Origin of the sequence: Dyadobacter frigoris (assembly GCF_005280585.1) — a bacterium.
In the GTDB taxonomy this organism is placed as follows: Bacteria; Bacteroidota; Bacteroidia; order Cytophagales; family Spirosomataceae; genus Dyadobacter; species Dyadobacter frigoris.
Window position 1 is genome coordinate 664635 of record NZ_SZVO01000001.1, and the last position, 23849, is coordinate 688483.

General features: G+C 38.8%; 20 protein-coding genes. 8 read left to right on the forward strand and 12 right to left on the reverse strand.

Translation table 11 applies throughout. The features are described from left to right. Positions 1-5: 5 nt before the first annotated feature. A complete protein-coding gene (locus tag FDK13_RS03025) occupies positions 6-1349 on the reverse strand; it encodes a deoxyguanosinetriphosphate triphosphohydrolase (protein WP_137338488.1) in 1344 nt (447 codons plus the stop codon). 284 nt (positions 1350-1633) lie between these two features. On the opposite strand from FDK13_RS03025, the gene FDK13_RS03030 reads away from it, so the two are divergent. The 5 genes from FDK13_RS03030 (at position 1634) to FDK13_RS03050 (ending at position 6352) form a co-directional block, all read left to right on the forward strand. Then, entirely contained in the window at positions 1634-2242 is a 609-nt protein-coding gene (locus tag FDK13_RS03030) for a pseudouridine synthase (RefSeq protein WP_137338489.1), read from the forward strand. 86 nt (positions 2243-2328) lie between these two features. After that, positions 2329-3084 (forward strand): glucosamine-6-phosphate deaminase, encoded by a 756-nt coding sequence (locus tag FDK13_RS03035; RefSeq protein WP_137338490.1) that lies wholly within the window; start codon positions 2329-2331, stop codon positions 3082-3084. Between the two features lie 5 nt (positions 3085-3089). After that, positions 3090-4814, forward strand: coding sequence for a GMC oxidoreductase (locus tag FDK13_RS03040; protein WP_137338491.1), 1725 nt, complete (start codon positions 3090-3092; stop codon positions 4812-4814). A gap of 60 nt (positions 4815-4874) precedes the next feature. Next, the gene (locus FDK13_RS03045) at positions 4875-5243 is read left to right on the forward strand and encodes a YccF domain-containing protein (RefSeq protein WP_137338492.1); all 369 of its coding nucleotides are present in this window, start codon (positions 4875-4877) and stop codon (positions 5241-5243) included. Positions 5244-5374: 131 nt separating this feature from the next. Beyond that, positions 5375-6352, forward strand: coding sequence for an NAD(P)H-quinone oxidoreductase (locus tag FDK13_RS03050; protein WP_137338493.1), 978 nt, complete (start codon positions 5375-5377; stop codon positions 6350-6352). A gap of 1 nt (position 6353) precedes the next feature. Here the strand turns inward: FDK13_RS03050 and FDK13_RS03055 are convergent, their stop codons facing one another. Continuing rightward, entirely contained in the window at positions 6354-7112 is a 759-nt protein-coding gene (locus FDK13_RS03055; RefSeq protein WP_137338494.1) for a CPBP family intramembrane glutamic endopeptidase, read from the reverse strand. A gap of 171 nt (positions 7113-7283) precedes the next feature. Here FDK13_RS03055 and FDK13_RS03060 point away from each other — a divergent pair, with 171 nt between their 5' ends. Then, entirely contained in the window at positions 7284-7937 is a 654-nt protein-coding gene (locus tag FDK13_RS03060) for a TetR family transcriptional regulator C-terminal domain-containing protein (protein ID WP_137338495.1), read from the forward strand. Positions 7938-7940: 3 nt separating this feature from the next. Beyond that, positions 7941-9248 carry an ABC1 kinase family protein gene (locus FDK13_RS03065; RefSeq protein ID WP_137338496.1) on the forward strand — a complete coding sequence of 436 codons (1308 nt, stop codon included), beginning with the start codon at positions 7941-7943 and terminating at the stop codon, positions 9246-9248. Between the two features lie 54 nt (positions 9249-9302). Here FDK13_RS03065 and FDK13_RS03070 read toward each other — a convergent pair whose 3' ends face one another. The 10 genes from FDK13_RS03070 to FDK13_RS03115 form a co-directional block, all read right to left on the reverse strand. Beyond that, positions 9303-9752: a GNAT family N-acetyltransferase gene (locus tag FDK13_RS03070; protein WP_137338497.1), complete on the reverse strand. Its 450-nt coding sequence runs from the start codon at positions 9750-9752 to the stop codon at positions 9303-9305. 198 nt (positions 9753-9950) lie between these two features. Further along, complete coding sequence (locus FDK13_RS03075; protein WP_137338498.1) at positions 9951-11105, reverse strand: PepSY-associated TM helix domain-containing protein; 1155 nt, start codon at positions 11103-11105, stop codon at positions 9951-9953. 123 nt (positions 11106-11228) lie between these two features. Further along, positions 11229-13655 (reverse strand): TonB-dependent receptor, encoded by a 2427-nt coding sequence (locus FDK13_RS03080; RefSeq protein ID WP_137338499.1) that lies wholly within the window; start codon positions 13653-13655, stop codon positions 11229-11231. A 141-nt stretch (positions 13656-13796) separates the two neighbouring features. Further along, the gene (locus tag FDK13_RS03085; RefSeq protein WP_137338500.1) at positions 13797-15332 is read right to left on the reverse strand and encodes a hypothetical protein; all 1536 of its coding nucleotides are present in this window, start codon (positions 15330-15332) and stop codon (positions 13797-13799) included. A gap of 6 nt (positions 15333-15338) precedes the next feature. After that, complete coding sequence (locus FDK13_RS03090; protein WP_220417312.1) at positions 15339-15872, reverse strand: RNA polymerase sigma factor; 534 nt, start codon at positions 15870-15872, stop codon at positions 15339-15341. Between the two features lie 63 nt (positions 15873-15935). Continuing rightward, positions 15936-16691, reverse strand: a complete 756-nt coding sequence (locus FDK13_RS03095; protein ID WP_137338502.1) for a hypothetical protein — start codon at positions 16689-16691, stop codon at positions 15936-15938. 106 nt (positions 16692-16797) lie between these two features. Next, entirely contained in the window at positions 16798-17454 is a 657-nt protein-coding gene (locus FDK13_RS03100) for an alpha/beta fold hydrolase (protein ID WP_229215878.1), read from the reverse strand. A 615-nt stretch (positions 17455-18069) separates the two neighbouring features. Beyond that, a complete protein-coding gene (locus FDK13_RS03105) occupies positions 18070-20016 on the reverse strand; it encodes a TonB-dependent receptor plug domain-containing protein (protein ID WP_137338504.1) in 1947 nt (648 codons plus the stop codon). A gap of 132 nt (positions 20017-20148) precedes the next feature. Then, a complete protein-coding gene (locus FDK13_RS03110; RefSeq protein ID WP_137338505.1) occupies positions 20149-21261 on the reverse strand; it encodes an AI-2E family transporter in 1113 nt (370 codons plus the stop codon). A gap of 167 nt (positions 21262-21428) precedes the next feature. After that, complete coding sequence (locus FDK13_RS03115; RefSeq protein WP_137338506.1) at positions 21429-22592, reverse strand: acetyltransferase domain-containing protein; 1164 nt, start codon at positions 22590-22592, stop codon at positions 21429-21431. A gap of 126 nt (positions 22593-22718) precedes the next feature. Here FDK13_RS03115 and FDK13_RS03120 point away from each other — a divergent pair, with 126 nt between their 5' ends. Next, complete coding sequence (locus FDK13_RS03120) at positions 22719-23672, forward strand: cation diffusion facilitator family transporter (RefSeq protein ID WP_137338507.1); 954 nt, start codon at positions 22719-22721, stop codon at positions 23670-23672. Positions 23673-23849: the final 177 nt, after the last annotated feature.

Genomic DNA, 23849 nt, shown 5'->3' on the forward strand with positions numbered 1-23849 from the left:
GCTTTCTAACTAATAGACGGAAACGAAATTCCCTTTATTTTTCGAAATAATTCTACTGCATATAGGTCTGTCATGCCGGATACAAAATCGAGAACGGTTTGGATCTTGGCATATTCGTCCGTCTCTTTTGTAATAAATTGTTTCGGGATCAGCTCAACAAGTTTTTTCGAATAGTGAGAATTGTTGTTCAGGTAAGCCGGTATGAATTCTTCCAAAAGTCCGCCCATTACCTTATACCCAGCCACTTCAATTTGCACAACAGACGAATAATTGTAAATTTTCTTAATCGAAATCGTTTCAATATTTTTCATGATCGTGCGAAACGGTTCGTTGATCTGATCGATCAGGCTATGATTAAAATCACCTTGCAAAATACTTTCCTGCTCTTTATAAAAAAGCTCAGAGCATTGACCGATGAGCGTGTTAATCGATTTAGCCCTTAAAAAACTTATTTTGGCATCATCGTCGTCAATTTCGTCCAGCCGCTCAGCCATTTTTGGATCGTTAGCTAACGGTAACAGCAAATCTTCGACTTCACGATAGGATAATATTTTCAGCCGGTGCGCGTCTTCGAGATCTATAATGTTGTAACAAATATCGTCGGCAGCTTCAACCAGATAAACAATGGGATGTCGCTTGTAAATCAGATAATTATCTTCAACTTTAGTTAACCCAAGTTCGGTTGCGATTTTCTCAAAACCCGCTTGTTCGGATTGGAAAAATCCATATTTCTTTCTAAAAATTTTCGATTTATCATGACCTGCAAGTGATTCGCAGGGATATTTCGCAATGGATGCCAGGGTGGAATAGGTCAGGGCAAAACTTCCGTAGCCTTTTCCTGCATATGGATGCGTCAAAATTCGGAAAGCGTTGGCATTACCTTCAAAATGAGTCAGATCTTCCCATTGAGCCTCCGTTACTTTATCTTTATAGATACGCCCGTCACCATTCGTGAAATAATAAGAAATTGCGGCCTCTCCGGAATGCCCAAAAGCCGGATTCCCAAGATCATGAGCCAGACACGCCGCAGCCACAATATTCCCGATTTCACTGATCAATGGCAGCTCGTCGTCGAGTTCAGGTCTGCTTTTTTTCAAACGATTGTAAAAAATCCTGCCCAATGACCTGCCGACACTGGCTACTTCAAGGCTATGCGTCAATCGGTTATGGACAAAAATGCTTCCGGGTAATGGGAAAACCTGTGTTTTATTTTGAAGCCTTCTGAAAGGTGAAGAAAATATCAAACGGTCATAATCACGCTGAAATTCCGACCGGGCTTCCGCCTGGTCTTCAATATTTTTATCTTCGCTTCCCCAGCGTTTTGCCGAGAGTAAATTTTCCCACTTCATGAGGAGAGTACAACTACGTTGAAAATGTGTCCGCTTTCTACACAATAGTACGAATTCCAAACGGTTTTATATTGGCATTATACGATGGAAGTGCTCAGAATTTATATAGAAATTGTTGTATTAATTAATTGTAAAGTTTAACACGGATTTAAAATACGGTTTAAGGAAAGTCTCTTTGAGTGACATGTTTATCAATTAAGATTAAAATATCAAACGGATTTTCAAATAAAAAGGAACAATCTTTGAGTAAAAATGACGGGACAATCTGTCAACAATCCAGCTTCATGACCGAGTCAAAACATCGTTATTTTATTATTAACAAACCGCCCAATATGGTATCGCAGTTTATCAGTCCTGATGCTGTGGGTTTGCTTGGCGATTTGGAATATGACTTTCCCGAAGGAATTCATGCAATTGGCCGGCTCGACAGCCATTCTGAAGGCTTATTAATTTTGACGACGAATAAAAAAGTCACCCGTTTATTGTTTCAGGGAGAAGTGCCGCATAAAAGAACTTACATTGTGCATGTCAAACATGTGGTGAGCCAGGAAAAACTGAATTTGCTCAGAACTGGTATTCCGATCATAATAAAAGGAAATGTTGAATATGTAACTACGCCTTGCGAAGTTGAAATTGTAGAAAAACCTAAAGGCTGGTTGAAACTTTCAAAAGAACCTGAGAACGTACCGCACAGTTGGCTGGAAATCACCTTAACTGAAGGGAAATATCATCAGATAAGAAAAATGGTAGTTGCCGCCGGACATAAATGCAAAAGGTTAATCCGTATGTCCATTGAAGATATGGAAATTGGTGACTTGAAACCAGGAGGGGTAAGGGAATTGGAAGAGGAAGATTTTTTTAGAAAACTGAAAATAGAAAACTGGCGCGAGTAATTTACGCGCTAGTAACTTATTGACTTTTGCTGCGAATAAATAGTAACAAATCAATCTCATGTTCTTTTGTTTGTAAAAGCAATTCCATGAAATTAAGTATATATTCCGATAAGGATGCCATGTCCAGGGCAACGGCCGATCTGATTGCTGACCAGATCCGGCGAAAACCGGATTCTCTGCTATGTTTTCCGTCCGGTGAATCTCCTACGATTGTACTAAATTCTCTGGTAAAATATGGTCTGGAAGGTCATGTTGATTTCAGCCAATGCCGCTTTGTGGGTTTGGATGAATGGATTGGTATGGATGAAAATGATGCAGGAAGCTGCAAACATTATTTGTATTCCAATTTTTTCAATCCATTGAAAATCAGCCAGAAACAAATAATATTTTTCGACGGTCTTGCTGAAAATCCAGATCAGGAATGCAAGCGAATAGATCAATATATTCAGGAATATGGTCCGATTGATTTGATGTTGGTGGGCTTGGGAATGAATGGGCATATTGGATTGAATGAGCCCGGCGTTGATTTTCATTCCTACGCACATATTACCGAACTGGATCCGGTTACCGTAAAAGTTGCACAAAAATATTTCACTAAAACAACTGAACTTTCTGGCGGGATAACGCTTGGATTACAACATTTTTCCGAAGCGAAAACGGCTGTTCTAATCGTTGCTGGGAAGAAAAAAGCGGAAATTGTTTTAAAAGTTTTAACAGAAAAAATCTCTAATAAAATTCCGGGTACGATTATCCGCTCTCACGAAAATGCCTTTGTTTTTCTTGACGAGGAAGCAGCTTCCCAGCTTTCTGACAATACCAGAGAAACCGTTTCTAATCACTAGCCACCATGAGAGATCCGTCACAAAATCAAATACGGGATTCAAAGACCCCGAATTATTTCGATGCAATAGTAATTGGTTCTGGTATTAGTGGAGGCTGGGCCGCCAAGGAATTATGCGAAAAGGGAATGAAAACCCTTGTTTTGGAGCGGGGCAGAAATGTGGAACACAACAAAGATTATCCAACAGCACATTTAAATCCCTGGGATTTTGAACACCGCGGAAATCTGACCAAAAAGTTTCTGGATGAAAACCCGCTAATCAGTAAAGCCGCTGGTTTTGGGGATGATACAAAACATTTTTTTGTGCAGGATAAAGACCATCCGTATGTTCAGGAAAAGCCTTTTGAGTGGATTCGGGGCTATCAGGTAGGAGGGAAGTCACTAACCTGGGGGCGTGCATGTCAGCGTTGGAGTGAATTCGAGTTTACAGCTCCGGAACGTTTTGGTTATGGAATTGGCTGGCCTATCGGTTATAAAGATGTGGCGGCCTGGTACTCGCATGTGGAAGAATTTATCGGTGTTTGTGGAAATAAAGATGGGTTGGAAGCCATGCCCGACGGTGAATATTTACCTCCTTTTGAATTGAACTGTGTCCAGAAAGTTGTTCAGGAAAAGATTACCGAAAATTACAAAGACCGTCATCTGGTTCATGCCCGATGGGCGCATTTGACAAAGCCGAAAGAAATTCATCTGCAACAAGGCAGAGGCGGTTGTCAGGCCAGGAATTTATGTATGCGCGGCTGTCCTTATGGTGGATATTTTAGTTCCGTAAGTTCTACTTTACCTTGGGCTGAGAAAACGGGAAATCTTACCGTTCGGCCACATTCGGTCGTCCATTCCATTGTTTATGATGAAAAAACCGGCAAGGCGAGTGGCGTAAAAATCATCGATGCGAACACAAAGGAGGTGCAGGAATATTTTGCCAAAGTGATTTTTCTGAATGCTTCTGCGCTTAACAGTAATCTGGTTTTACTTAATTCAAAATCAAAACGTTTTCCCAATGGTCTGGGAAATGATAGCGGTGTTTTGGGGAAATATATTGCCTTTCATAATTACCGCGCTTCGGTGGCAGCTGATATGCCCGGTTTTGAAGATAAATATTATTTTGGAAGAAATCCAACGGAACCGATTCTGGCTAATTATCGCAATCTACATAAACAGGATACCGATTATGTTGGCGGTTTTACCACATTCATGGGCGCATACCGGACACGTGGAAATGAAAAAGTCCAGTCAACTTTTGGTGAGGATTTTAAAAAAGCCATGTCAAAACCCGGTGGCTGGAAAGTGTATATGTACATGCAGGGCGAAACGATTCCGAAAGCTACTAATCAGGTCACTTTAAGTTCTGATAAAAAAGATCAGTGGGGGATTCCGCTTTTGGTGACTTCGGTTGGTTATGATGATAATGATGAAAAAATGATCCGTGATTTCTTGAAAGAAAGTGCTGAAATGTTTGAAAAAGCAGGTTGTACTAATATTTCTCAGCATGATAATAAACAGGCTCCGGGACTGGATATTCATGAAATGGGCGGTTGCAGGATGGGAAAAGATCCGAAAACGTCTATGTTGAATCAGCATAATCAACTTCATCATTGCCCAAATGTATTTGTAACCGATGGTGCTTGTATGACGAGTACCGGAAATCAAAGTCCATCGTTGCTATACATGGCTCTGACCGCACGTGCGGTTGATTTTGCCGTTAATAAAATGAAGGAAGGAAATTTGTAGGTTTCATTGTAAATATGTTTATTAACTTTTTTTGTAAGATTTCCTTCTTAACTATTAGCTATGAATTTAATCGGTAATATTATCTGGCTCATTTTCGGTGGATTTATCGTCGCAATCGAATATTTTATCGCAGGTTTTGTCCTTTGCGTCACGATTATCGGTATACCTTTTGGTATTCAATGTTTTAAAATCGGGATATTAACATTGATGCCTTTTGGCAGAGAGGTGAGGGAAGTACCTGGGCAAACGGGTTGTTTGTCCACGATTTTCAATATTATCTGGATTTTCATTGGCGGAATCTGGATTGCACTCACACATCTTGTTTTTGGGATTTTGTTAGCGATAACAATTATTGGTCTGCCTTTTGCCAAACAGCATTTCAAATTGATGAGCCTGTCCTTCACACCTTTCGGTAAGGATATTTATTGATTTTTGAATTGATATTGACATAAAGAAACCTGAGATTTCTCGGGTTTTTTGTGTTTTTAAAGAATTCGTTAATGCTTTTTAAAAAACAAAAGGCACGGTAATTGTTAAGTTGATTTATAATGTAGAAAGTCATGAAAGCAGTTGTCATTACGCAGCCGGGAGGGCCGGAAGTTTTAGAAATTCAGGAGCGACCCGCTCCTGCTTTTAAATCAAATGAGGTTTTAATCAAGGTTTTTGCGGCGGGAATAAATCGTCCTGATGTTTTTCAACGGAAAGGGAATTATCCGCCACCACCGGGAGCACCTCAGGATATTCCGGGTTTGGAAGTTGCCGGAACGATTGAGCAATGCGGTGCAAATGTCGAAAGCTGGAAAGTTGGTGATGCGGTTTGCGCATTATTAGCGGGAGGTGGTTATGCTGAATATGCGGTTGTCAACGCACAGCATTGTTTGCCAATTCCGAAAAGATTTTCTTTTATAGAAGCGGCCTCATTACCTGAAACCGTTTATACCGTTTGGCATAATGCATTTCAAAAAGGACAATTGCAAAGCGGAGAAAACTTTTTGGTTCATGGCGGCAGCAGCGGAATTGGTATCACAGCGATTCAGCTGGCGAAAGGTTTCGGAGCAAAAGTTTTTGCTACGGCCGGCTCGGATGATAAATGTGAAGCTTGCAAAGAATTGGGTGCTGATCTTTGTATTAATTATAAAAAAGAAGACTTTGAAAATGTGTTAAGAAGCGAGGGTGTTGATGTGATTCTGGATATGGTTGGCGGAGATTATATTCCCAAAAATCTTAGATTGCTGCGCGTTGACGGCCGCATGGTTTTTATCAATACCATGAAAGGTAATAAAGCCGAAGGTGTTGATTTTGGGTTGATCATGAAAAACCGGTTGACAATTACAGGCAGTACTCTGCGTAACCGGGATGTAGCATTTAAGGCCGCTTTGACAAGAGAAATCCTTGAAAATGTGTGGCCATTAATGGAAAATGGAAAGTTTAACCCCGTTATTAACCGCGAATTTCCGATAGCAGAAGCGGCGAAAGCACATGAATTAATGGAAAGTAGTGATCACATTGGGAAGATTGTTCTGACAAATACGTGGTGATTTATCGGTAAATCCTTCGCATTTCCTTTCTCATAAACCAGATCAGGGTAACAAAAATCAGTGTGTAGAAATAGAACAAATCGTTATATGGAGAATTGACCAAGTAGAGTTGATTGTTGCTAAATGCGTGAATCAAGGTGGTGAAATAAATATTATCTGTGACGACGTATACAAAGAAATAGGCCATGCCATAAAAAAAGGCGCTGATTAATGGTGGTGCCAACATTGAAAAATCTGTGTGATCACGGAAAATATAGGCGGAAACGTGGGAAAGGCTGAAAATGATTGCTACAACAACAGCCAACCCGATTAGTTGCTGTCTGGGAATTTCTTTTTGTTCTGCAAAATGTAATGGAAGAAAACGGAAAATGAATTCTTCGATTAAAGCTGCCGGAATCGAGTTAAATAAAAATATCAAAAAGTATTTTGTTATTCGTGATGATGAAGGAAAATGCGCGGGAATTTGGCTCCCGTAGTAAATCCAGATTTGTGCAAGCATCCAGACGACGAAACCCATGATTATTGCAATAACGAGTTTTTTCCGGGAAAAGAGTTCGCCTAACGAAAGCTCTTTGTAATAGGGTTTTAAAAGTCGGGCCAGGATGAGGGATTCGATACTAAAAATAAATACTCCTAAAACGATTGCTTGTTGCCAGTTTTCTAAAATATTTTGAGCCCAGTCTGTAATGAAAATCAGGCTAATTGTGTTAGCTAACAGACAGCATACCAGAATAATTTTTGCCGGATCTTTTAATCTCATGCGTGTTGCTTGTAAGCTGTTGATGTTAAAAAAATCAAATAAAGCGAAACTTATCTACCCAAAATAAGGTGAGTTTCTTCCCTCTTAATAATTCCGGAAATAAGAATAGTATCTTTTTAGTCGTTTAAATTTAATGGAAATCATCGTGTCGATGTGCTAATTCAAAAAAAGATGGCAACAAAAATTAAAGAAATTTCAGCAGCCGGTATCACAGAAATGTACATTCATTACTGTCTGGAAAATAACGAAAATCCAAAATCAGTTTATCTGTTTTGCAAAAGAAACGGAATTGTTGAGAAAGAATTTTATTCCTATTTCTCATCCATAGAGGCTATTGAAAAATCAGTTTTCATCAGCTTTCATAAACTAACGCTGGAATTAATGAGCAAAAGTGCTGATTCCGAGCTACTTGGTTTTCGTGATAAGTTATTAACCTATTACTATACTTTCTTTGAAATTCTGACCGCCAACAGAAGTTATGTGGTTTTCGCTCTAAAAGGTGATCAGAGCAAGTTGAATGGTTTGATGAAACTGAAAGAATTGAGATCTGAGTTTAAAAACTTTATTTCTCAGATCAGCCAGGGATATTTAAAGGTAAAAAGTGAGCGGATTCAAAAACTGCAGCAGGATGGTCTGGAAGAAGGAGCCTGGATACAGCTTTTGGTAACCATGAAATTCTGGCTTGACGATGAATCCGTTGCATTTGAAAAAACAGATCTTTTTATCGAAAAATCAATCCGTGCCACGTTCGATCTAATTGACACGACTCCATTGGAAAGTGTGCTCGATTTTGGCAAATTTTTAATTAAAGAAAAATTACGGTAGTGAATGGAAACCATAGACAGCATACCTACTTCAAAAATTCAGCGTGCATCCAAATTGATTACTACCGGTGTTAAAATCGGTGGAAATTATTTAAAATATTACGGTGAGAAGATCACTAATCCTGAATCTGCACGGGATAATCTGAATACAAATAACGCAGAAGATATTTACGATGGCTTGAAAAACCTGAAAGGAAGTGCCTTGAAACTGGCTCAGATGCTCAGCATGGAGAAAAGTTTTATGCCGCAGGCTTACGTTGAGAAATTCTCGCTTTCGCAATTTTCAGTACCGCCTTTATCGGCTCCTTTGGTTATTAAAACGTTTAGAAAGTATTTCGGCAAATCGCCGCTTGATCTTTTTGATACCTTTAATCCAAATGCGATTAATGCTGCCAGTATCGGTCAGGTGCATAAGGCGACTGCAAATGGTAAGGAATTAGCGGTAAAAATCCAGTATCCGGGCGTTGCCGAAAGTATTACTTCGGACCTGGCGCTGGTGAAACCAATTGCGATGAAGATGTTCAATATCCAGAGTAAGGATTCAGACAAATATTTCAAAGAGGTTGAAACCAAGCTGACGGAGGAAACGAATTATATTCTGGAAATTGCACAAAGCAAGGAAATCGGAGAAGCATGTGCGCATATTCCAAACCTTCGTTTCCCAAAATATTATGAAGAATTTTCGTCGGAACGTGTGATTACGATGGACTGGATGACGGGAATTCACCTTTCTGAATTTGTTAAAACAAATCCTTCACAAGAGTCTTCAAACAAAATCGGGCAGGCACTTTGGGATTTTTATATGTTCCAGGTGCATCAGCTTAGGAAGGTTCATGCAGATCCGCATCCCGGAAATTTCCTGGTTGACAAAGACGAAAACCTGATTGCAATCGATTTTGGTTGTATGAAAGAAATTCCGGAAGATTTTTACAAACCTTATTTCGAGCTTGCGGAAAAGGAAAATATGAATGATCCGGAAATTTTCAGAAGGAAATTATTTGAACTCGAAATCCTTACAGAAAAAGATACACCAGAGGAAACTATTTATTTTTCAAAGCTTTTTCACGAAATACTGACTTTGTTTACCGAGCCTTTTCAGGTTGAAGAGTTTGATTTTGCTAACGAAGTTTTCTTCGCTAGATTGGTTGAATTGGGAGAGAAATACGCGAATGATAAAAATTTGAGAAAAATGAATGTGAACCGCGGTTCCAAACATTTTATCTATATCAACCGTACGTTTTTTGGTTTATTCAGCTTGCTGCATGAACTGAAAGCGAAAGTTAGTATCAATAAGTATGTTTCTTTGATATAAAATAAAATAAGTATTTGAGATGCGTGATGTCGAAAGATGTCACGCATTTTTTGTTTACAACACTTTTTTCAGGCAAACGCTAATTTCCAGATCATCATATTGATTGTAGTTTTCGGTGATTTGATAACCGTATTTCATATATAGATTAATCGCCTTAGGCTGACCTTTTCCTGTTTCCAATACGGCTTCTGTGTAACCGAGCTCCTTCGCCCAGTTTTCTATTTCGGCTAAAATAGCAGAAGCAATTCCTTTTCCTCTTTGGTTTTCTTTGATGAACATGCGCTTGATTTCAACGGCTTTATCATTGAAAATCTTAAAACAACCGCAGCCGATTGGTTCTTCGTTTTCGTAGGCAAGAACAACGGTGGGTAAGCCGGTGATTCGGTTGTATTCTTCGTAGTCTTCGGGATTTGTATTATAGATTTTACAAAGCTCGATATCCAAATCGCCTGTAAGTTTCCTGAAATCTGGATTATCGCTGTCGCTTCTTAGTATTCTTAGCATAAGTTTTAAAGAAAGGTTTCACGCAAAGCAAATAAGAAATAACGCAAAGACCGCGAATTAGCTTTGCGAACTTTGCGCCTAACTTTTTTGCTTTGTGTGAAACCTTTAAACGCAGAGTTCAAAAGTTTCACGCAGAGTTACGCTGATAATTAATTAAAACTCTGTGCAACTCCCTGCTAAACTCTGTTTACTCTTCGTTTAATTTTTTACCATTTCTTTTTTAACACCCATTTTAACCTTTGGTTTTTTACTTTTCTTCCTTCTTCCCCACCAAATTATAAATCCGGTTACCGGCAAACTGGCCGTTATGAAAGATATAATGAAAGCCAATATTTTCCCAGGCAAACCAACAATTGCACCGATGTGAATATCATAGTTCATTCGCATGATTTTATTGGCCAAAGTAATCTTGTCATGATATCTGCCGAAATTATGGGTTACCGGGACTGGTTTTAAACTATATTGATCATAGTAAATATAATCCGCTTTATAATATGTTCCTGCGATAGGGTTTGTAACAGCTGCAATCGTAGATTTAGCCGTTTCCGGATAATGCATTTCAATGGTCTGCGCTGTCGGATTTTCAGCAATTGTCTTCTTCCAAAGGAAATCAATTGCAGGAGTATTCTTATCTAAAACTGGTTTTCCTTTGGATTCGGGTTCATAAAATTGCGTCATGGTTTGTCCGCCCGAAGTTGCCCAATACACACTTTTAGAAAACCACTGAAAACCCATGATCAAACCTGTACAAGCAATTATAAGCGCGATTGGAATTGAATAAAAACCTAAAACATTATGCAGGTCATAATTTTTTCTTCTCCATTGCGCATTCCATTTCACTTTAAATCTTTGTTTCAAAGCCGCTTTATTTTTAGGCCACCAAAGTACCAAACCAGAAATCAGCATGAAAACAAAGATCAGCGTAGCTGATGCGGCAATCGGTTGACCAATGGTCGGCGGAAGCCATAAATAATAATGTCCTAACAGAATAAACCGAAAGAAATCGCTATCCATATTTCTCGTTTCCTGAATTTCACCGGTGTACGGATTAGCAAACATCAGATAATAATATTCAGGATCGAAATTGAAAAAAGTGATGACAACAGCAGTTTTGTTATCCGCATACTGCACACTGTGAATTTTTTTATTTGGCAAGGCTTTTTCCGCAATGACTCTAAATTCAGAAGGTGACAAAAAAGCTTTTTTCTGAGGTTCTACAAAGCGGAATGATTGCGTGGCATCCTGAATTTCGAGCTGGAACGCGTAAATACAGCCCGTTACAGCCAGGATGAAAACGATGATTCCTGAACCGATTCCGAACCAGAGGTGGAGAAAATGTAAGACCTTTTTCATGGTAAATGAGTTTTCAAACGCTGCAACAAAATTTTTAACACGAATCCCGTATTCCGGTTTTTTTGACCAGAATACGGGAAGAGAATCAGTATGCTTTATCCGGAAAATCAGTCTGGTTTATGCTTAAAACCGGAAAGAAAGACTCGCTGTAAAGCTTCTCAATTTTTGTGGATTCATGGTCGAATAACCAATCCAGTATTTTTTATCAGTAATGTTATCCACTTTCACACCAAATCTGAATTTAGATTGTTCGTAGAAAGCAGTCGCATTCAAAATTGTATATTCAGGCAAAATGAAAGTTCCCTGGCTTCTGCTGTTTACTACTTTATTATCGCTTGCATAGTTTCCGCCAAAACCGAATCCAAGACCGCGAACCATTCCTTCAGGAATGCGGTAGCTAAGCCATAAGTTACCAATGTAAGGAGACATCGCCGTTGCAGGACGAAGGCCAACAACATCTTCATCGGCTTTTTCAAACTTCGAATCATTATAGGCAAAACCTGCGATTATATTAAAACCACGTAATGGTTGAGCAATGATTTCTGCTTCAAAACCCTTACTTCGCTGTGTTCCGTCCTGAATCGAAAAATTTGGATGGGCAACATCCGCACGAATAAGATCCGAAACCTGAATGTCGTAATAACTTAAAGTAGTGGTTAATTTTCCATTTAGTGCATTCAACTTCACACCAGCTTCTGTCTGATTTGCATGTTCCGGTTTGAAAGTCGCGCCGCCAAAAGTATTTCCTACCTGGTTCGTAAAACCGTTCTGGTAATTAGCAAAAATTGACACAACATCTTTAATAGGCATGTAGATCAATCCAAATTTGGGCGAAAAAGCAGTCTGGTTGTAACCGCCCGATTTTTCGCCTGTTGTGATGCTATAAGTACCTTTGTTATCAAAATAATCAATACGTAATCCCGCCGAAACGATCAGGTTATCCGTAATATTCAATACATCCGAAACATAGGCACTGTATGTATTTGTAAGGAAATTGTAAGGATAAACAAAACCTTTGCCCGCCTGATAAGCAGCTTTCAATGTGTTGAGGTTGAAGTTTCCGTATGTTGGAATTGAACCCGTTGTAGCTATTGTGTCAACAGTTACACCTGTAAAGTATTGATCTGCTTTGCGCTGGAAGAAATCAAGACCACCAATAAAACGGTTTCTCATGCCGGCAAGCTGGAAATCACCGTTAAAGTTTTGCTGAATTTCGATCACACGGTCCTTACTATTTTCTGTTGCCTGGTCATTGCGTGAAACGTAGCCATTACCAATATCCGTAGAAATTCCTGTTACTGCTGATTTACTAAGTATGTAGAAGTATGGATTTACACCATCCGAATAGCTGTTGGTTGAAGTGAAATTGGTTGAAGAAGTCCAGCTATCAGAAATCTTGTAATTCATCTGACCAAAGAAATTCATGTTTCTTGAAGTCTGGGAAAGATCGCCTCTTGAAAAAGAACGCTTGTAGTCAAGTGAAATCTGATCTGCTCTGTTAACTCCTAAGCTAGCAATGGTTTGGCCAAAAGGAAAGAAAAAAAGTGTATTGCCTTGATTTTGACCACTAAAAATTTCAGCATCTATGTTGAACGACAATTTCTCATTTACCTTGTACGATAAGCTCGGAGCAAAGACGAACATTTTACCAAACCCGTTATCCTGGAAACTTCCTTCGTAATTGTAAGCTGTGTTTACACGCAAAAGAATATTTTTTGCAGAATCAAGTGGTGTATTAATATCGGCACTGATACGGTTAAATCCAAAACTTCCGGTTGAATAGGAAAGCTCGCCTCCAAATTTTGCGAAAGGTTTTTTAGTAACCCGGTTGATCAGACCGCCATAAGAAGTCAGTGAACTTCCGAATAAAGTAGCAGATGGGCCTTTAATCACTTCAATACTTTCAAGATTTGCTGCATCGATTTTTGTAGAAACATTACCCGCAATACCATTTCTCAACTTGCTTTGCAAGATAAAACCGCGGGAATTGTAATAACTTCCGCCATCTCCGCTGCGGCCTGTAGCCTCCCACATTTTGCTTACACCAGGCGCATTTTTTAGCGCGTCGTCAATGCTGAAAACAAGTTGTTCTCTTAGCAATTCTCTTGTGATGGTTGTGTACACCTGAGGATTTTCCAGGTTTTTTAAATTCATTTTGGAAACATATTCGCTGGATTCACGTTGCAATTTTCCTTGTGCGCTGATGACTACTTCGGTTAAAGTCTGCGCATTTTCTTTAAGTGTTATATCAGATAAAACCGTTGTTTCTCCTGATTTTACATCAACAGCAATTTCTTTTGTTTCAAGTCCGATGAAGGACGCGATCAGAATATATTTTCCTGCTTCAATATTTTTAATTTCGTATTCTCCTTTTGCATTGGCTGTTGAGCCTTTCGAAAGTCCTTTCAATCCCACATTTACAAACTCTGCACCAACGCCGTCTGATGTTCTGATTGTTCCCTTAATTTTCCCTGTTCCCTGTGAAAATGCACTACTCGAAATCAGCCAGGCGGCTAATACCAAAGTGATTGTAAATCTTAATTGCGTCATTAGATAGGTTGCCTTGTATGTAATTAGTCTTAATAAGACGCAAAGCTATTCATTGATTAGATTTAATCCAAATAAATGAAGCTGTTCTTCTAATAATCTAAAAGATGATTTGGAAAGTAATGTAATCAGAAGATTTGATGATCATTTTAACTGGAAACGAAAGAAAATTTGTCCGTTCAAAGTTTTCAAAGGTGTTGAAGTAACGGAAACATTGGTCAGTGGAACAATCAGATTAGCTCCGAGCTGATATCGGCCGGGATTGAATATAATGCCGGTTTTGAAACTGATAAGATTGGTTTGAATGAAGTTGGTAAGATCCGGTTTTTTCAAAGTAACCATAGAGACAGGAATAATTATACCCGCATAGTTTTGAAGATTTTCCTGAAATAACGCTTTTCTTAACTTACTATAAGAAACACCGCCAGAAACCGCCCAATTGGAATAAAACCGGTAATTATATTGTAAAGATAAATTCAAGCCCACGGCTTTGATCATGTTCGTATTTTTTGTAGCCGTAAATACGGAGTCTGCTCTTTGGTTGATTAGTTTATTTCCGCCAAAATAAGATTGGTAAGCGAAAAAGCTTGCAGTCACAGACTGTTTTTCGCTGAAATCTTTACTAAGCCAAAGACCGGGAATGAGTAAAAGATAAGGCCGGTTGATACTATCGGCTCCGCTTAAAATGTACTTTGTGTTTTTGAATGAAGACGAGGCATTCCATTCCAATCCTATATGAATAGTTTCTAAAAGGGGCTTTTTAGATTTAACTTTTTTGTTTTCCTCTTTTTTGATTTCTGATTTTACAGGAATTGTTACAATCCGATTTTTTCCTGGGCCAGGAAATCGGGTTGATTTTGAAACAAGATTTTTCACAGAAAATATGATTTTACCTGATTTTATCTCATTTGTATTTTCCTGTGAACTGTTTTTCTGTTCAAAATAAGAAGACCGACTTTTCGCTGTATTAAAAGATTTTTCAAAAGTATTGCTACCGGATTCTTTCTCTTTCGAAGTTACTAGCCTTGCATTTTTTCTATTACTTTCTGGTAATCTGTTTGATACGATTCTTATGTTAATCTTTTTCTTTATCGTATTTTCAAAATGATCGGATTCCGGGACTAGCGGAGTTAATTTGTTTCGATCGTTTTCCTTACTTTCCGAATTCGTTTTTGTATAGGGTAATCTGATTTCAGATTGATTGGTTAAACCTGAATTAACGGATTGATTTTTGGTATCTGTAAATTGTTTAGAATGTATTTTATCATTTGGTAATGAGTCAGTTATGATATTATTTTCAATGCCAGTCGAATTATCTTGTAAACTGTCTTCTCCTATAATAAGATTTTCAGCAACGTTTGGTTTTACTTCTTCAAGCGCATCATTAAGTTCAATACTATCTTGACGTTTTTCCTCCAAATTCGATTTTAGGGTGGTTTTTATTTTGTTATTTTCAGGAAGTAAAAGCCAGCTACCGGCAACAATAGCAACTCCGGACAAAAATCCCAGACCATATTTCAAAAGATACTTGAATTTACCTGCTTCCGGAGCCAGAGGATCAGGAGCAGAGGTTTCGCTAAGCATATCATTCATTTGTGCCCACGCATCATCCACCTGAACTTCCGGTTCAGGTAATTTTCCGCTAAGGTACTTTTTGATATGTAGGTTTTTCTTGCTCACAAGGTCTTAAATCGACTTTTCAAATATAGTTTTCAGTCTGCTGCGACTTTCACTCAAATGCCATTTCACCGTTCCTTCACTAATACTTAATGCTTCTGCAATTTCCTTTACCGAAAATCCATCCAGATAAAAAAGACTGGAAACCCGGCGTGTTGCTAAGGGCAACTGACTCATATAAATTTCAATATCATTGTATTCCAGTTCCTGAAACGGATTTTCTTTAGATTCAAAAAACATGTTTTCCTTAATTTCATCGTAATCAAAATGCTGCGTTTTCTTATCCCGGAGCAAAGTCAGCGCAGCGTTTCTAACCGTCGTATACATCCAGTTAAAAAACTCACCTTTTGCTGCATCATATTGATCCAGATTTTTGAAAACCTTCATCATTCCATTATTGATGGCAGTAACGATATCATGTTTGTCTTCAAAAAAATTTCTGCATAAGGCAAACAGGACAGGATAAAACTGACGATACAGTTTCTCCTGACTCTGACGCTCTTTTCGGCGGCAACCGGCTAATATTTCCTCTAAGTTGTTCAAGCTTATGCTCCAAACGCCGACAAAGGTGAGTGTTTGCCGGCGTTAATTTTTGTTAGGTTTTCGTTACAATGTCTTAGTGGTGAAAATTACTCCATCATCATAAGGCCATGTGAACTGGTATTTTCCTCCTTTTCTTTCAAAAGAACCTTTGTAAGTTTTTCCGTTTAAGGTAATTTCAAGATCATAGGTTACATTCTCTTTAATAAGCCAGTTAAACACGATCTTACTTTTTCCTTTCGAACTTTCCCCCAAACAATTGGCCGGAATTGTCACCCCGCTGAAATTAATTTGATATGTATCCCCGGTTTTACCTAATGAATAAGTTAAAGAATTATTTGAACATGTGTAGTTATTTTTCGTTAATGCAGCGAAATCCAGATGGAAAGCAGAGTCTGGGTAAGTAATAGGCGTGAGGGAAATTATATCTCCAAGTGCAATTGGCTCCAAAATATCCTGATAAATTTCGGTGCCCACTTCTACATTGATAAAGACGGAATCCAATGTGATACTATCTTGGGCAACGACGGTATATTTACCGGCCTTGTCAAAAATAATGGTAGTGTTTTCGCGGCCTTTGTTAATGAAGATGTACTCATTTGGAGAGACTTTCCAGCGATAATTACTTGCTGGTAATTCACTGCCAAGTGTAAAAATAACTGGTTCCTTCCGTTTAATTCCTGTTTCTTTTGAAGCTTCAATGCTACTAAGTTTGAAAGATTTAACCTTGTCCGCTGCCACATCCACATCATTTCTTTCACAAGCTACCAGCTGCATCAGCGCCAGCAAAATCATTCCAATTACTAATTTTCCTTTTTTCATGACCCTTTGAAGTTAAAGTTTGAAGAATGACAGAAACTTTCGCTGTCAATAAAATAAACTACAAAGGGTGGGAGCGAGGTTGGGTCAAAGAGGAAATAAATTTTAATTATTTAAATTTTGTCGCGAGCTGCTGATTCAGGATTTTTGATATTTCTTCATGTTGTTTGTAAACCATTAAATGTCCGCCACCTTCAATTATGATATCTGGTTTTACAATTTTCAAAGGAATAAGTCTGTCAGCTGAGCCATGGATGTGGTACAAGTTTTCTGCTTTATCAGGATGATTCCAATCGGTCATGCGGGTTAGTGCCCATTTCAAAAACTTGCTATCCGTATCGTGAAGAATTTGTCTTAGCAACGTTTTTAATTCAGGAGTATCGGCTCCAAAGAATTTGTAAGTAAATGAATTGGCCGATTTTAATATCGGTGCAGAAAACGGACTGAACAAAAGAAATTTAATCAAACCACGGTTAAATTTAGAAACCGGAATATTGGCAGGGGTACTAGAAATCAATATAATCTGTTCAGGACGAATGATCTCCGCAATTTCAGAAGCCATAATGCCGCCAAAAGAAAGTCCGACTAACTGGAATGGTTTGGTAGTATCCATTTGTGCAATTAATCGTAAAGCATAATCATGCAGCGGTTCTTTTTTTCTTGGCGGAATCCAATCGATATAGTGAACAGCATAACGATCGTTCAGTTTTAATTTATCAAAAACACGTTTATCTGCACCCAAGCCACTTAAAAAATATAGATTCATTTTTGCAGTTTCGCCTGTTGCCGGTTTTATAATTTCTGTTTGAGAAACCGATTTTTCTGAAGAAATCAATGTAGAGAACAAGGTTAACATTAGAGTCAGGTACAACATATTTTTATTTGAATCGGCAAGATGCGTCTTTTAAAATAACTTTTATATATGTACGAAGTGTTGTTGAGGAAAGATTTAATTCTTCCACCTCAAATGCATAAAAATAAAATATATAATGTCACCACTTCGTGGTTTGCAGATGTATATGACCCTGTTTTTTCTATAATAATGTCATCCTTTCAGGATTGTAAAATGAGTCCGAAGTACTGGCACAATTATAGGAAACTGTATTTAGCAACGAAGATTCTTGAAGTGTGATATCGCAATCCTGTAATTAAGTACCTGGATATATTTAATTTTTGTTTAACTATTTGAATTTAATAGAATTAAATAATTTCATCCACATACTTATTTCAAATTATTATTGTCGATTATTGCTGGATCAATGCGAACCTGTTTTTAAAATTATGGTTAGGATTTTGAATTAGATCAAATCCTGAAAGGATGACATTATTGTAAAAAAGACGTTATGGCGAATTATTTACGAACCCGGAAAGGGTGACATAACTACTTCGCGAAACTATATCTCAACCCACCCATCACCCATCTTCCTGGCATTTTAGCACCTAGTAGATCGCTGTATTTTGTATCTCCAATATTATCGGCCTGAACAAAAACGGCTAATGTTTTTTTCAAGATCGCGTATTCAGCTTTTACGTTCAACAAGAAATAATCTCTGGAAATAGTAGCTTCAATGGCCGTGGCTTCACGTTTTGCTCGGTTTTTATAGATACCGTTGATGCTTAAAGAAAAGTTGGAATATTGGTATAACGCTGAAAAATTGCCCAGGAATTTGGCGTGTGATGATATATAAAACGAAGTCGTTTCGCTGCTTTCACTATTCAGCCAGGTAAGTCCTGTTGTGAGCCACAATTTTTGTCTGTCGGCTATGGTTTTAGAATACTGGATATCCATTTCAACACCGGTTGTATTCACACTGGCAATATTTTTTGCCAGAGCATACGTGCCGGTCGGCGAGAGATTATCCTTCCGTGGCATTTGTGCGTAAGGCGTGGAAGTATAATCGATCAGATTGCTTTGTCTGCGTTGGAAAACTGTTCCGGAAAGTTTCAGATTTGTTAAAAACCAGTCAGCACCTGCTTCGTAACTGAATGATGTTTCCGCTTTCAGTGCCGGATCGCCGACGCTGCTTCCATTGCTTACAACAGGTTTTTTGTAATTGTTATAACGTTCAGTAAAATCGGCATCACGTATTGTTTTTCCTGCACTTCCGCGTAATTGCCAGTTGTCTTTTTTGTATGATAAATTAACCTGTGGAACTGCTTCAGTTCCAATTTTTTCCCGCCAGTCAAAACGAATAGAAGGACTTACGGTAAAATATTCTCCAATTCTTTGAGACAAAGTAATAAAAGGTGCCAGCTGATTTATCGAATGATCTCCGCGGTCATTGGAAGCAATGTTTTTATTTTGATAATTCAAACCCGCAACCAGACTGGTGCTGGAAGTGAAAATCTGCTGCCAGGTTAATAATCCCTGCCACAATTTCGATTTGCTATTATTTCGGATGGAAACAGAATTGAATGAATATTGATCTTCAACATATTTATATCCCCCATCAAAAGAAAACGCAGATTTCCCTTTTTTATAGCCCACCTTCACCTGGTTCCAAAGTGTTTTTACCTGCTCATTGGCAGTATCTGATTTTGCGGCGGTATAAAAATTTTGTGCCGCGAAATCACGGTGATCAAAGGAAGATCTGACAGCAACATTCCAGGCAGGAGAAAATGCATAGTTTGCTGAAAGTGAAGCTGTATTATTATGGAAATAACCTTTGGTGCCTCGTTGCTGAACGCCATCCGCATTATTTGAAATAAATCCGCCGGAAACTGCCAGCTTATTTCTTTGAACAAATGCACCAACATTGCCGGTAAATAGACCATACTGACCGCCAGCCGCAGAAGCGTTTACAGCAGTTTTGTCATTGCTTACAGCAGATATATCATCACCTTTTGCAGCCAGTTTTGCAGCAAAAGTTTTTGAAATAATATAGATAACACCACCGACTGCCTCAGAACCGTAAATAGCAGAGGAAGCTCCTTTTAGAACTTCAATACGTTCAATTTCGGAAGGAGCGATGGGAATGTAACTGCTGAAATGACCGGTGTTCGGATCGTTCAGTCGCAAACCGTCCATAATTACCAGAACCTGCTGGAATGTTCCGCCTCTTAAAACGATATCACTTTGAGAACCCATAGGGCCGCGTGCCTGAATTTCCAGTCCGGGAATGTATTTCAACAGATCATCGATACTGTGAACCGGCAGATTTTGAAATAAATCACCTTTGATAACCGCAATATTACGGCCACTTTCCGATGCCCTTTTTTCAATAAGCGAGGACGTCACCGTCACAGGATCCAGTGCTATTTCCTGCGCTTTGGCAAAATGTAAAACGAAAAGTAAAAAGGGTAAAAGGTATAAATTTGACAACTTCATAAACAATGATTTTGGTAAATGCACTGCAAAGATATTGTCTATCCGGACTCTTTGTGTGCTCCGGTTTTAAGTTAACTGGTAGTCCGGTATGGAAACTAACCGAAAGTAAATCCCGACTGGTTTATCTTTTGATTATTCTTCAAATTTTTCATGTTCCCTATTCTTTTTAAAACCAAACAAACTACTACTCGCTTCTTTGGGCGTTTGGTCGCCAAGTAATATTCCCCAGGCCTCCAGCCCTTCAACGCGGTCAAAAACGACTTTCATCATAGCGATCACGGGAATCGATAAAAACATGCCCGAAAGTCCTGCGATAGCACCGCCAACCAAAACGCCAACAATCGAAACCAGCGCATTGATCTTAACTTTTGAACCAATAACCAGCGGCACCAGAAAGTTATTATCCACAAACTGAACGGCAAGAAATATTCCTACAACACCTAAAATAGTATCAATTTCAGGATGACTGATAAACGTAACCATCACAGCCAAAACGATAGCAACCAACCCGCCAATGTAAGGGACCAAATTCAGAATCGCCGCCATAATACCCAATAAAATGGCATATTGAACATTTAAAATCAATAATCCGATACAATTCAAAATAGCAACACTGGTCGTTTCCAAAAGCAGACCCACCATATAACTCTGGATAATGGACTTGATCTCACCCAAAACCTCCATGACCTTATCTTTATGTTTTTGCGTAAACAATTCAACCATAAACAGCAAAAGCATGCCTCGGTAATAAAGCAGCAAAAACATGTAAATCGGAAGTAAAACCAAACTTCCGAGTGGTCCGGTAATGATACCCAGCGTTTCGCCTCCCTGAAAATTTTCCATGGTCTGTGTCTGCGCCTTTTTCAGATATTGATCCTGCTGACGATAGCTGACACTATATTCACGGCGAACCCAGCGACGGGCATCTGCATAAAAATCATTAATATTTTTCCGGAGTTTCGGCCATTCGTCGGAGAAATCCGCCAGCTGCATGGAAAGAAAAACGGCTAGTCCGGCTACAATTAAAATAGCCAGTAAAACTGCTAAACTTATCGCCAGCATTTTGGGAATGCCATGGCGCGTCAGCCAGCTTTCAATGGGTCGTAATAAAACGGCAAGTAAAGTGGCCATAGCCAGTGGCACAATAATATCCTGTCCAAGATAAATGGTAAGCGTAATCAAAGCCAAAGCGATCATCGTATGTGAAAGCTTATGGTAAAAAGGCGGCGGTACAATTGAACTCATGTGGGCGTTAGTACAAATGATGAGGCCTATTCAGCAAATGCCCCTATGAAATTTACAAAAAATTAATGTCTCTATCCCTATAAAAATCAAGCCTACAAAAAACGTCTTACTTTAAACACTATACGAAAGCTCCCCTTCTTAGCGTTTGGCCTTTGCGTGAATCCTTTTTAAAGATACCGCAACCACTTCTTCTCCCGATGCTCAGCTTTATAACGCACATACCAGCGGCATAGCGGATAAAGCGAAAGCACCACAAAAGCCCAGATCAGATAAACGTAAGGAAGCTCAACTCCCGAACCATCAACAGGGCGACCAAACATAAACGGCCCGAAAGGCAAATCTTTCCAGGTAAATCCCTGCAAAAACATCAGTCCAAACATCAGAGAATGAATCAGGTACCAATGGAGGAGATAATAAAACAAAGGCACTTTCCCATAAACAGAAATAAAGCGGGTAAATCCATTTTTCACGCCATCAGCCAAAGCAAGAAACAAAAACGCAAAGCCTAATGTGATAGCCGAATAAAGCAAAGAAGGCGGGTATTTGGAAATATTGATAAAGGACAAAAAAGTGAAAACAGCATTTTTTTGTACCGACCATGGCGACGGATCACCATAGAAATTGGTAAATCGCAGCATCGTAAAAAACGCCAGTAAACCAATCCCGATAAAAAATAAAGTTCTTCTTCGTCTCTTATTTTCAAGCAAAAATATTTGTCCGCAGCCATAACCCGCCAGCATAATTCCTAACCAGGGAATAATCGGATAAAGAATAGCGAATGTGAAATTTTGTGTGACGGGCAATACGTCCAAACGGAAAAGAAAAGACCAGATTACTCTCAAAACAGGGTTTTCTTTAAAAGTAATATTGCCTAAAAGATTATGGCCCAAAATGATAATCAATCCAATCATTCCGATTATTCGGGAAGATAATTTTAACAAAAATGAAAGAATAATTAATCCAACGCCAATAGCCGCAATAACCTGGAAAACCAGCATTCTAAATTGAATATCAGCCCATAAGGCGAAATTGATAATCGTAAATTCCAGAAGAATCAGCCACAATCCCCGGCTAACGAGAAACTTTCTGCCAACAGAAATATCAGCATTATTTTTCAGAGAAATAAAGGCTGACGTTCCGGATAGGAAAACAAAGGTTGGTGCGCAAAGATGTGTAATCCAGCGTGTCAGAAAAATCCCGGCCGTGGTGGTGGTCAGGTCCACAGGATTTTGGGATAATGCCGTGGTATGCATCAGATCGCGCACATGGTCCAGAGCCATAATGATCATGACCAAACCTCTGGTAAAATCAATAGTATCAACGCGTTTCATATCCTGAATGAATTGTGGTTAGTACTAAAAGTCTAAAAATAGGAAGTTTACTGATTGCAAAAAACTCATTTGGTACAGTTCTTTTCCCTAACTTTCTAAAAGTCTACTCACTCCTGATCCTTATTCATGGCCCAAGAATCCAAACTTCCTATTTACGGTGCACTCGGCGCTAATATTGGTATTGCCATTATCAAATTTATCGCAGCATCTTTCACCGGCAGTTCTGCCATGCTTTCGGAAGGAATTCACAGCACGGTAGATTCAGGAAATGAATTATTACTTCTTTTAGGGATCAGCAGAAGCAAAAAACCAGCAGATCAGGGACATCCTTTTGGTCACGGAAAAGAGCTTTATTTCTGGGCATTGATTGTAGGGATTTTAATTTTTGCACTTGGCGGAGGCATGTCTTTGTATGAAGGAATCACACATATTCAACACCCAGAGCCGCTTAAAGACCCTAAATGGAATTATATCGTCCTGGCCGTTTCTATGTTTTTCGAAGGTGGATCGCTGATTATTGCTATCAAAAAATTTAATGAGCTTAAAGGAAAAGGTACTTTCTGGAGTGAATTAAGAGCAAGCAAAGATCCTTCTCTTTTTGCCGTTATTTATGAAGATACCGCCGCTTTGGCCGGTTTAATTACGGCATTTTCAGGTGTGTTTCTAGGCCATTATTTCAGCAACCCGCTTTTTGATGGAGTCGCTTCTATTGTTATCGGTTTAATATTATGCGTTGTAGCCGTTGTGATGGTTGTTGAAAGCAGGAAATTATTGGTAGGTGAAAGTGCTCAGTCCGATATTGTTCGTGGAATTTATGAGTTGGTCAATCAGGATCCGGATGTTTCCACGGTTTACTATCCGCTGACGATGCATCTTGCTCCAAATGAGATTTTGCTGGCACTGGATGTTCAGTTTAGAAAAGATATCAGTTTGAAAGAAGTCGTTGATGCCATCAGCCGGACTGAAACCAACATCCGGGCTTCTTACCCAGATGTTAAAAGAATTTATATTGAAGCAAGAAATCTGGCAAAATCAGGAGAGCAAATTGCGAAGGAATATAGGGAAAAAGAGGAATCTTAATGGAAATGACTTAGGCTTTCGGTGGTCGGCAATCGGCTACGGAATTTCGATTGGAAAAACGAATTCACTAATAATTGTACTCGTAATTGACGGGTGCAAAAAGCTTCTTTTTAAGACTGGAAATATATTATCGCTTTTTTGTTATTATTAAACTAATTTGGGATAAAATTATATTTT

What these genes read in the sequence shown, in the direction of transcription:
- FDK13_RS03065 (WP_137338496.1), top strand. Translation starts at nt 7,941, where the DNA reads ATGGAAACCATAGACAGCATACCTACTTCAAAAATTCAGCGTGCATCC.
- FDK13_RS03060 (WP_137338495.1), top strand. Translation starts at nt 7,284, where the DNA reads ATGGCAACAAAAATTAAAGAAATTTCAGCAGCCGGTATCACAGAAATG.
- FDK13_RS03110 (WP_137338505.1), bottom strand. Translation starts at nt 21,261, where the DNA reads ATGAGTTCAATTGTACCGCCGCCTTTTTACCATAAGCTTTCACATACG.
- FDK13_RS03025 (WP_137338488.1), bottom strand. Translation starts at nt 1,349, where the DNA reads ATGAAGTGGGAAAATTTACTCTCGGCAAAACGCTGGGGAAGCGAAGAT.
- FDK13_RS03055 (WP_137338494.1), bottom strand. Translation starts at nt 7,112, where the DNA reads ATGAGATTAAAAGATCCGGCAAAAATTATTCTGGTATGCTGTCTGTTA.
- FDK13_RS03095 (WP_137338502.1), bottom strand. Translation starts at nt 16,691, where the DNA reads ATGAAAAAAGGAAAATTAGTAATTGGAATGATTTTGCTGGCGCTGATG.
- FDK13_RS03105 (WP_137338504.1), bottom strand. Translation starts at nt 20,016, where the DNA reads ATGAAGTTGTCAAATTTATACCTTTTACCCTTTTTACTTTTCGTTTTA.
- FDK13_RS03115 (WP_137338506.1), bottom strand. Translation starts at nt 22,592, where the DNA reads ATGAAACGCGTTGATACTATTGATTTTACCAGAGGTTTGGTCATGATC.
- FDK13_RS03030 (WP_137338489.1), top strand. Translation starts at nt 1,634, where the DNA reads ATGACCGAGTCAAAACATCGTTATTTTATTATTAACAAACCGCCCAAT.
- FDK13_RS03040 (WP_137338491.1), top strand. Translation starts at nt 3,090, where the DNA reads ATGAGAGATCCGTCACAAAATCAAATACGGGATTCAAAGACCCCGAAT.
- FDK13_RS03050 (WP_137338493.1), top strand. Translation starts at nt 5,375, where the DNA reads ATGAAAGCAGTTGTCATTACGCAGCCGGGAGGGCCGGAAGTTTTAGAA.
- FDK13_RS03100 (WP_229215878.1), bottom strand. Translation starts at nt 17,454, where the DNA reads ATGAATCTATATTTTTTAAGTGGCTTGGGTGCAGATAAACGTGTTTTT.
- FDK13_RS03035 (WP_137338490.1), top strand. Translation starts at nt 2,329, where the DNA reads ATGAAATTAAGTATATATTCCGATAAGGATGCCATGTCCAGGGCAACG.
- FDK13_RS03120 (WP_137338507.1), top strand. Translation starts at nt 22,719, where the DNA reads ATGGCCCAAGAATCCAAACTTCCTATTTACGGTGCACTCGGCGCTAAT.
- FDK13_RS03075 (WP_137338498.1), bottom strand. Translation starts at nt 11,105, where the DNA reads ATGAAAAAGGTCTTACATTTTCTCCACCTCTGGTTCGGAATCGGTTCA.
- FDK13_RS03045 (WP_137338492.1), top strand. Translation starts at nt 4,875, where the DNA reads ATGAATTTAATCGGTAATATTATCTGGCTCATTTTCGGTGGATTTATC.
- FDK13_RS03080 (WP_137338499.1), bottom strand. Translation starts at nt 13,655, where the DNA reads ATGACGCAATTAAGATTTACAATCACTTTGGTATTAGCCGCCTGGCTG.
- FDK13_RS03070 (WP_137338497.1), bottom strand. Translation starts at nt 9,752, where the DNA reads ATGCTAAGAATACTAAGAAGCGACAGCGATAATCCAGATTTCAGGAAA.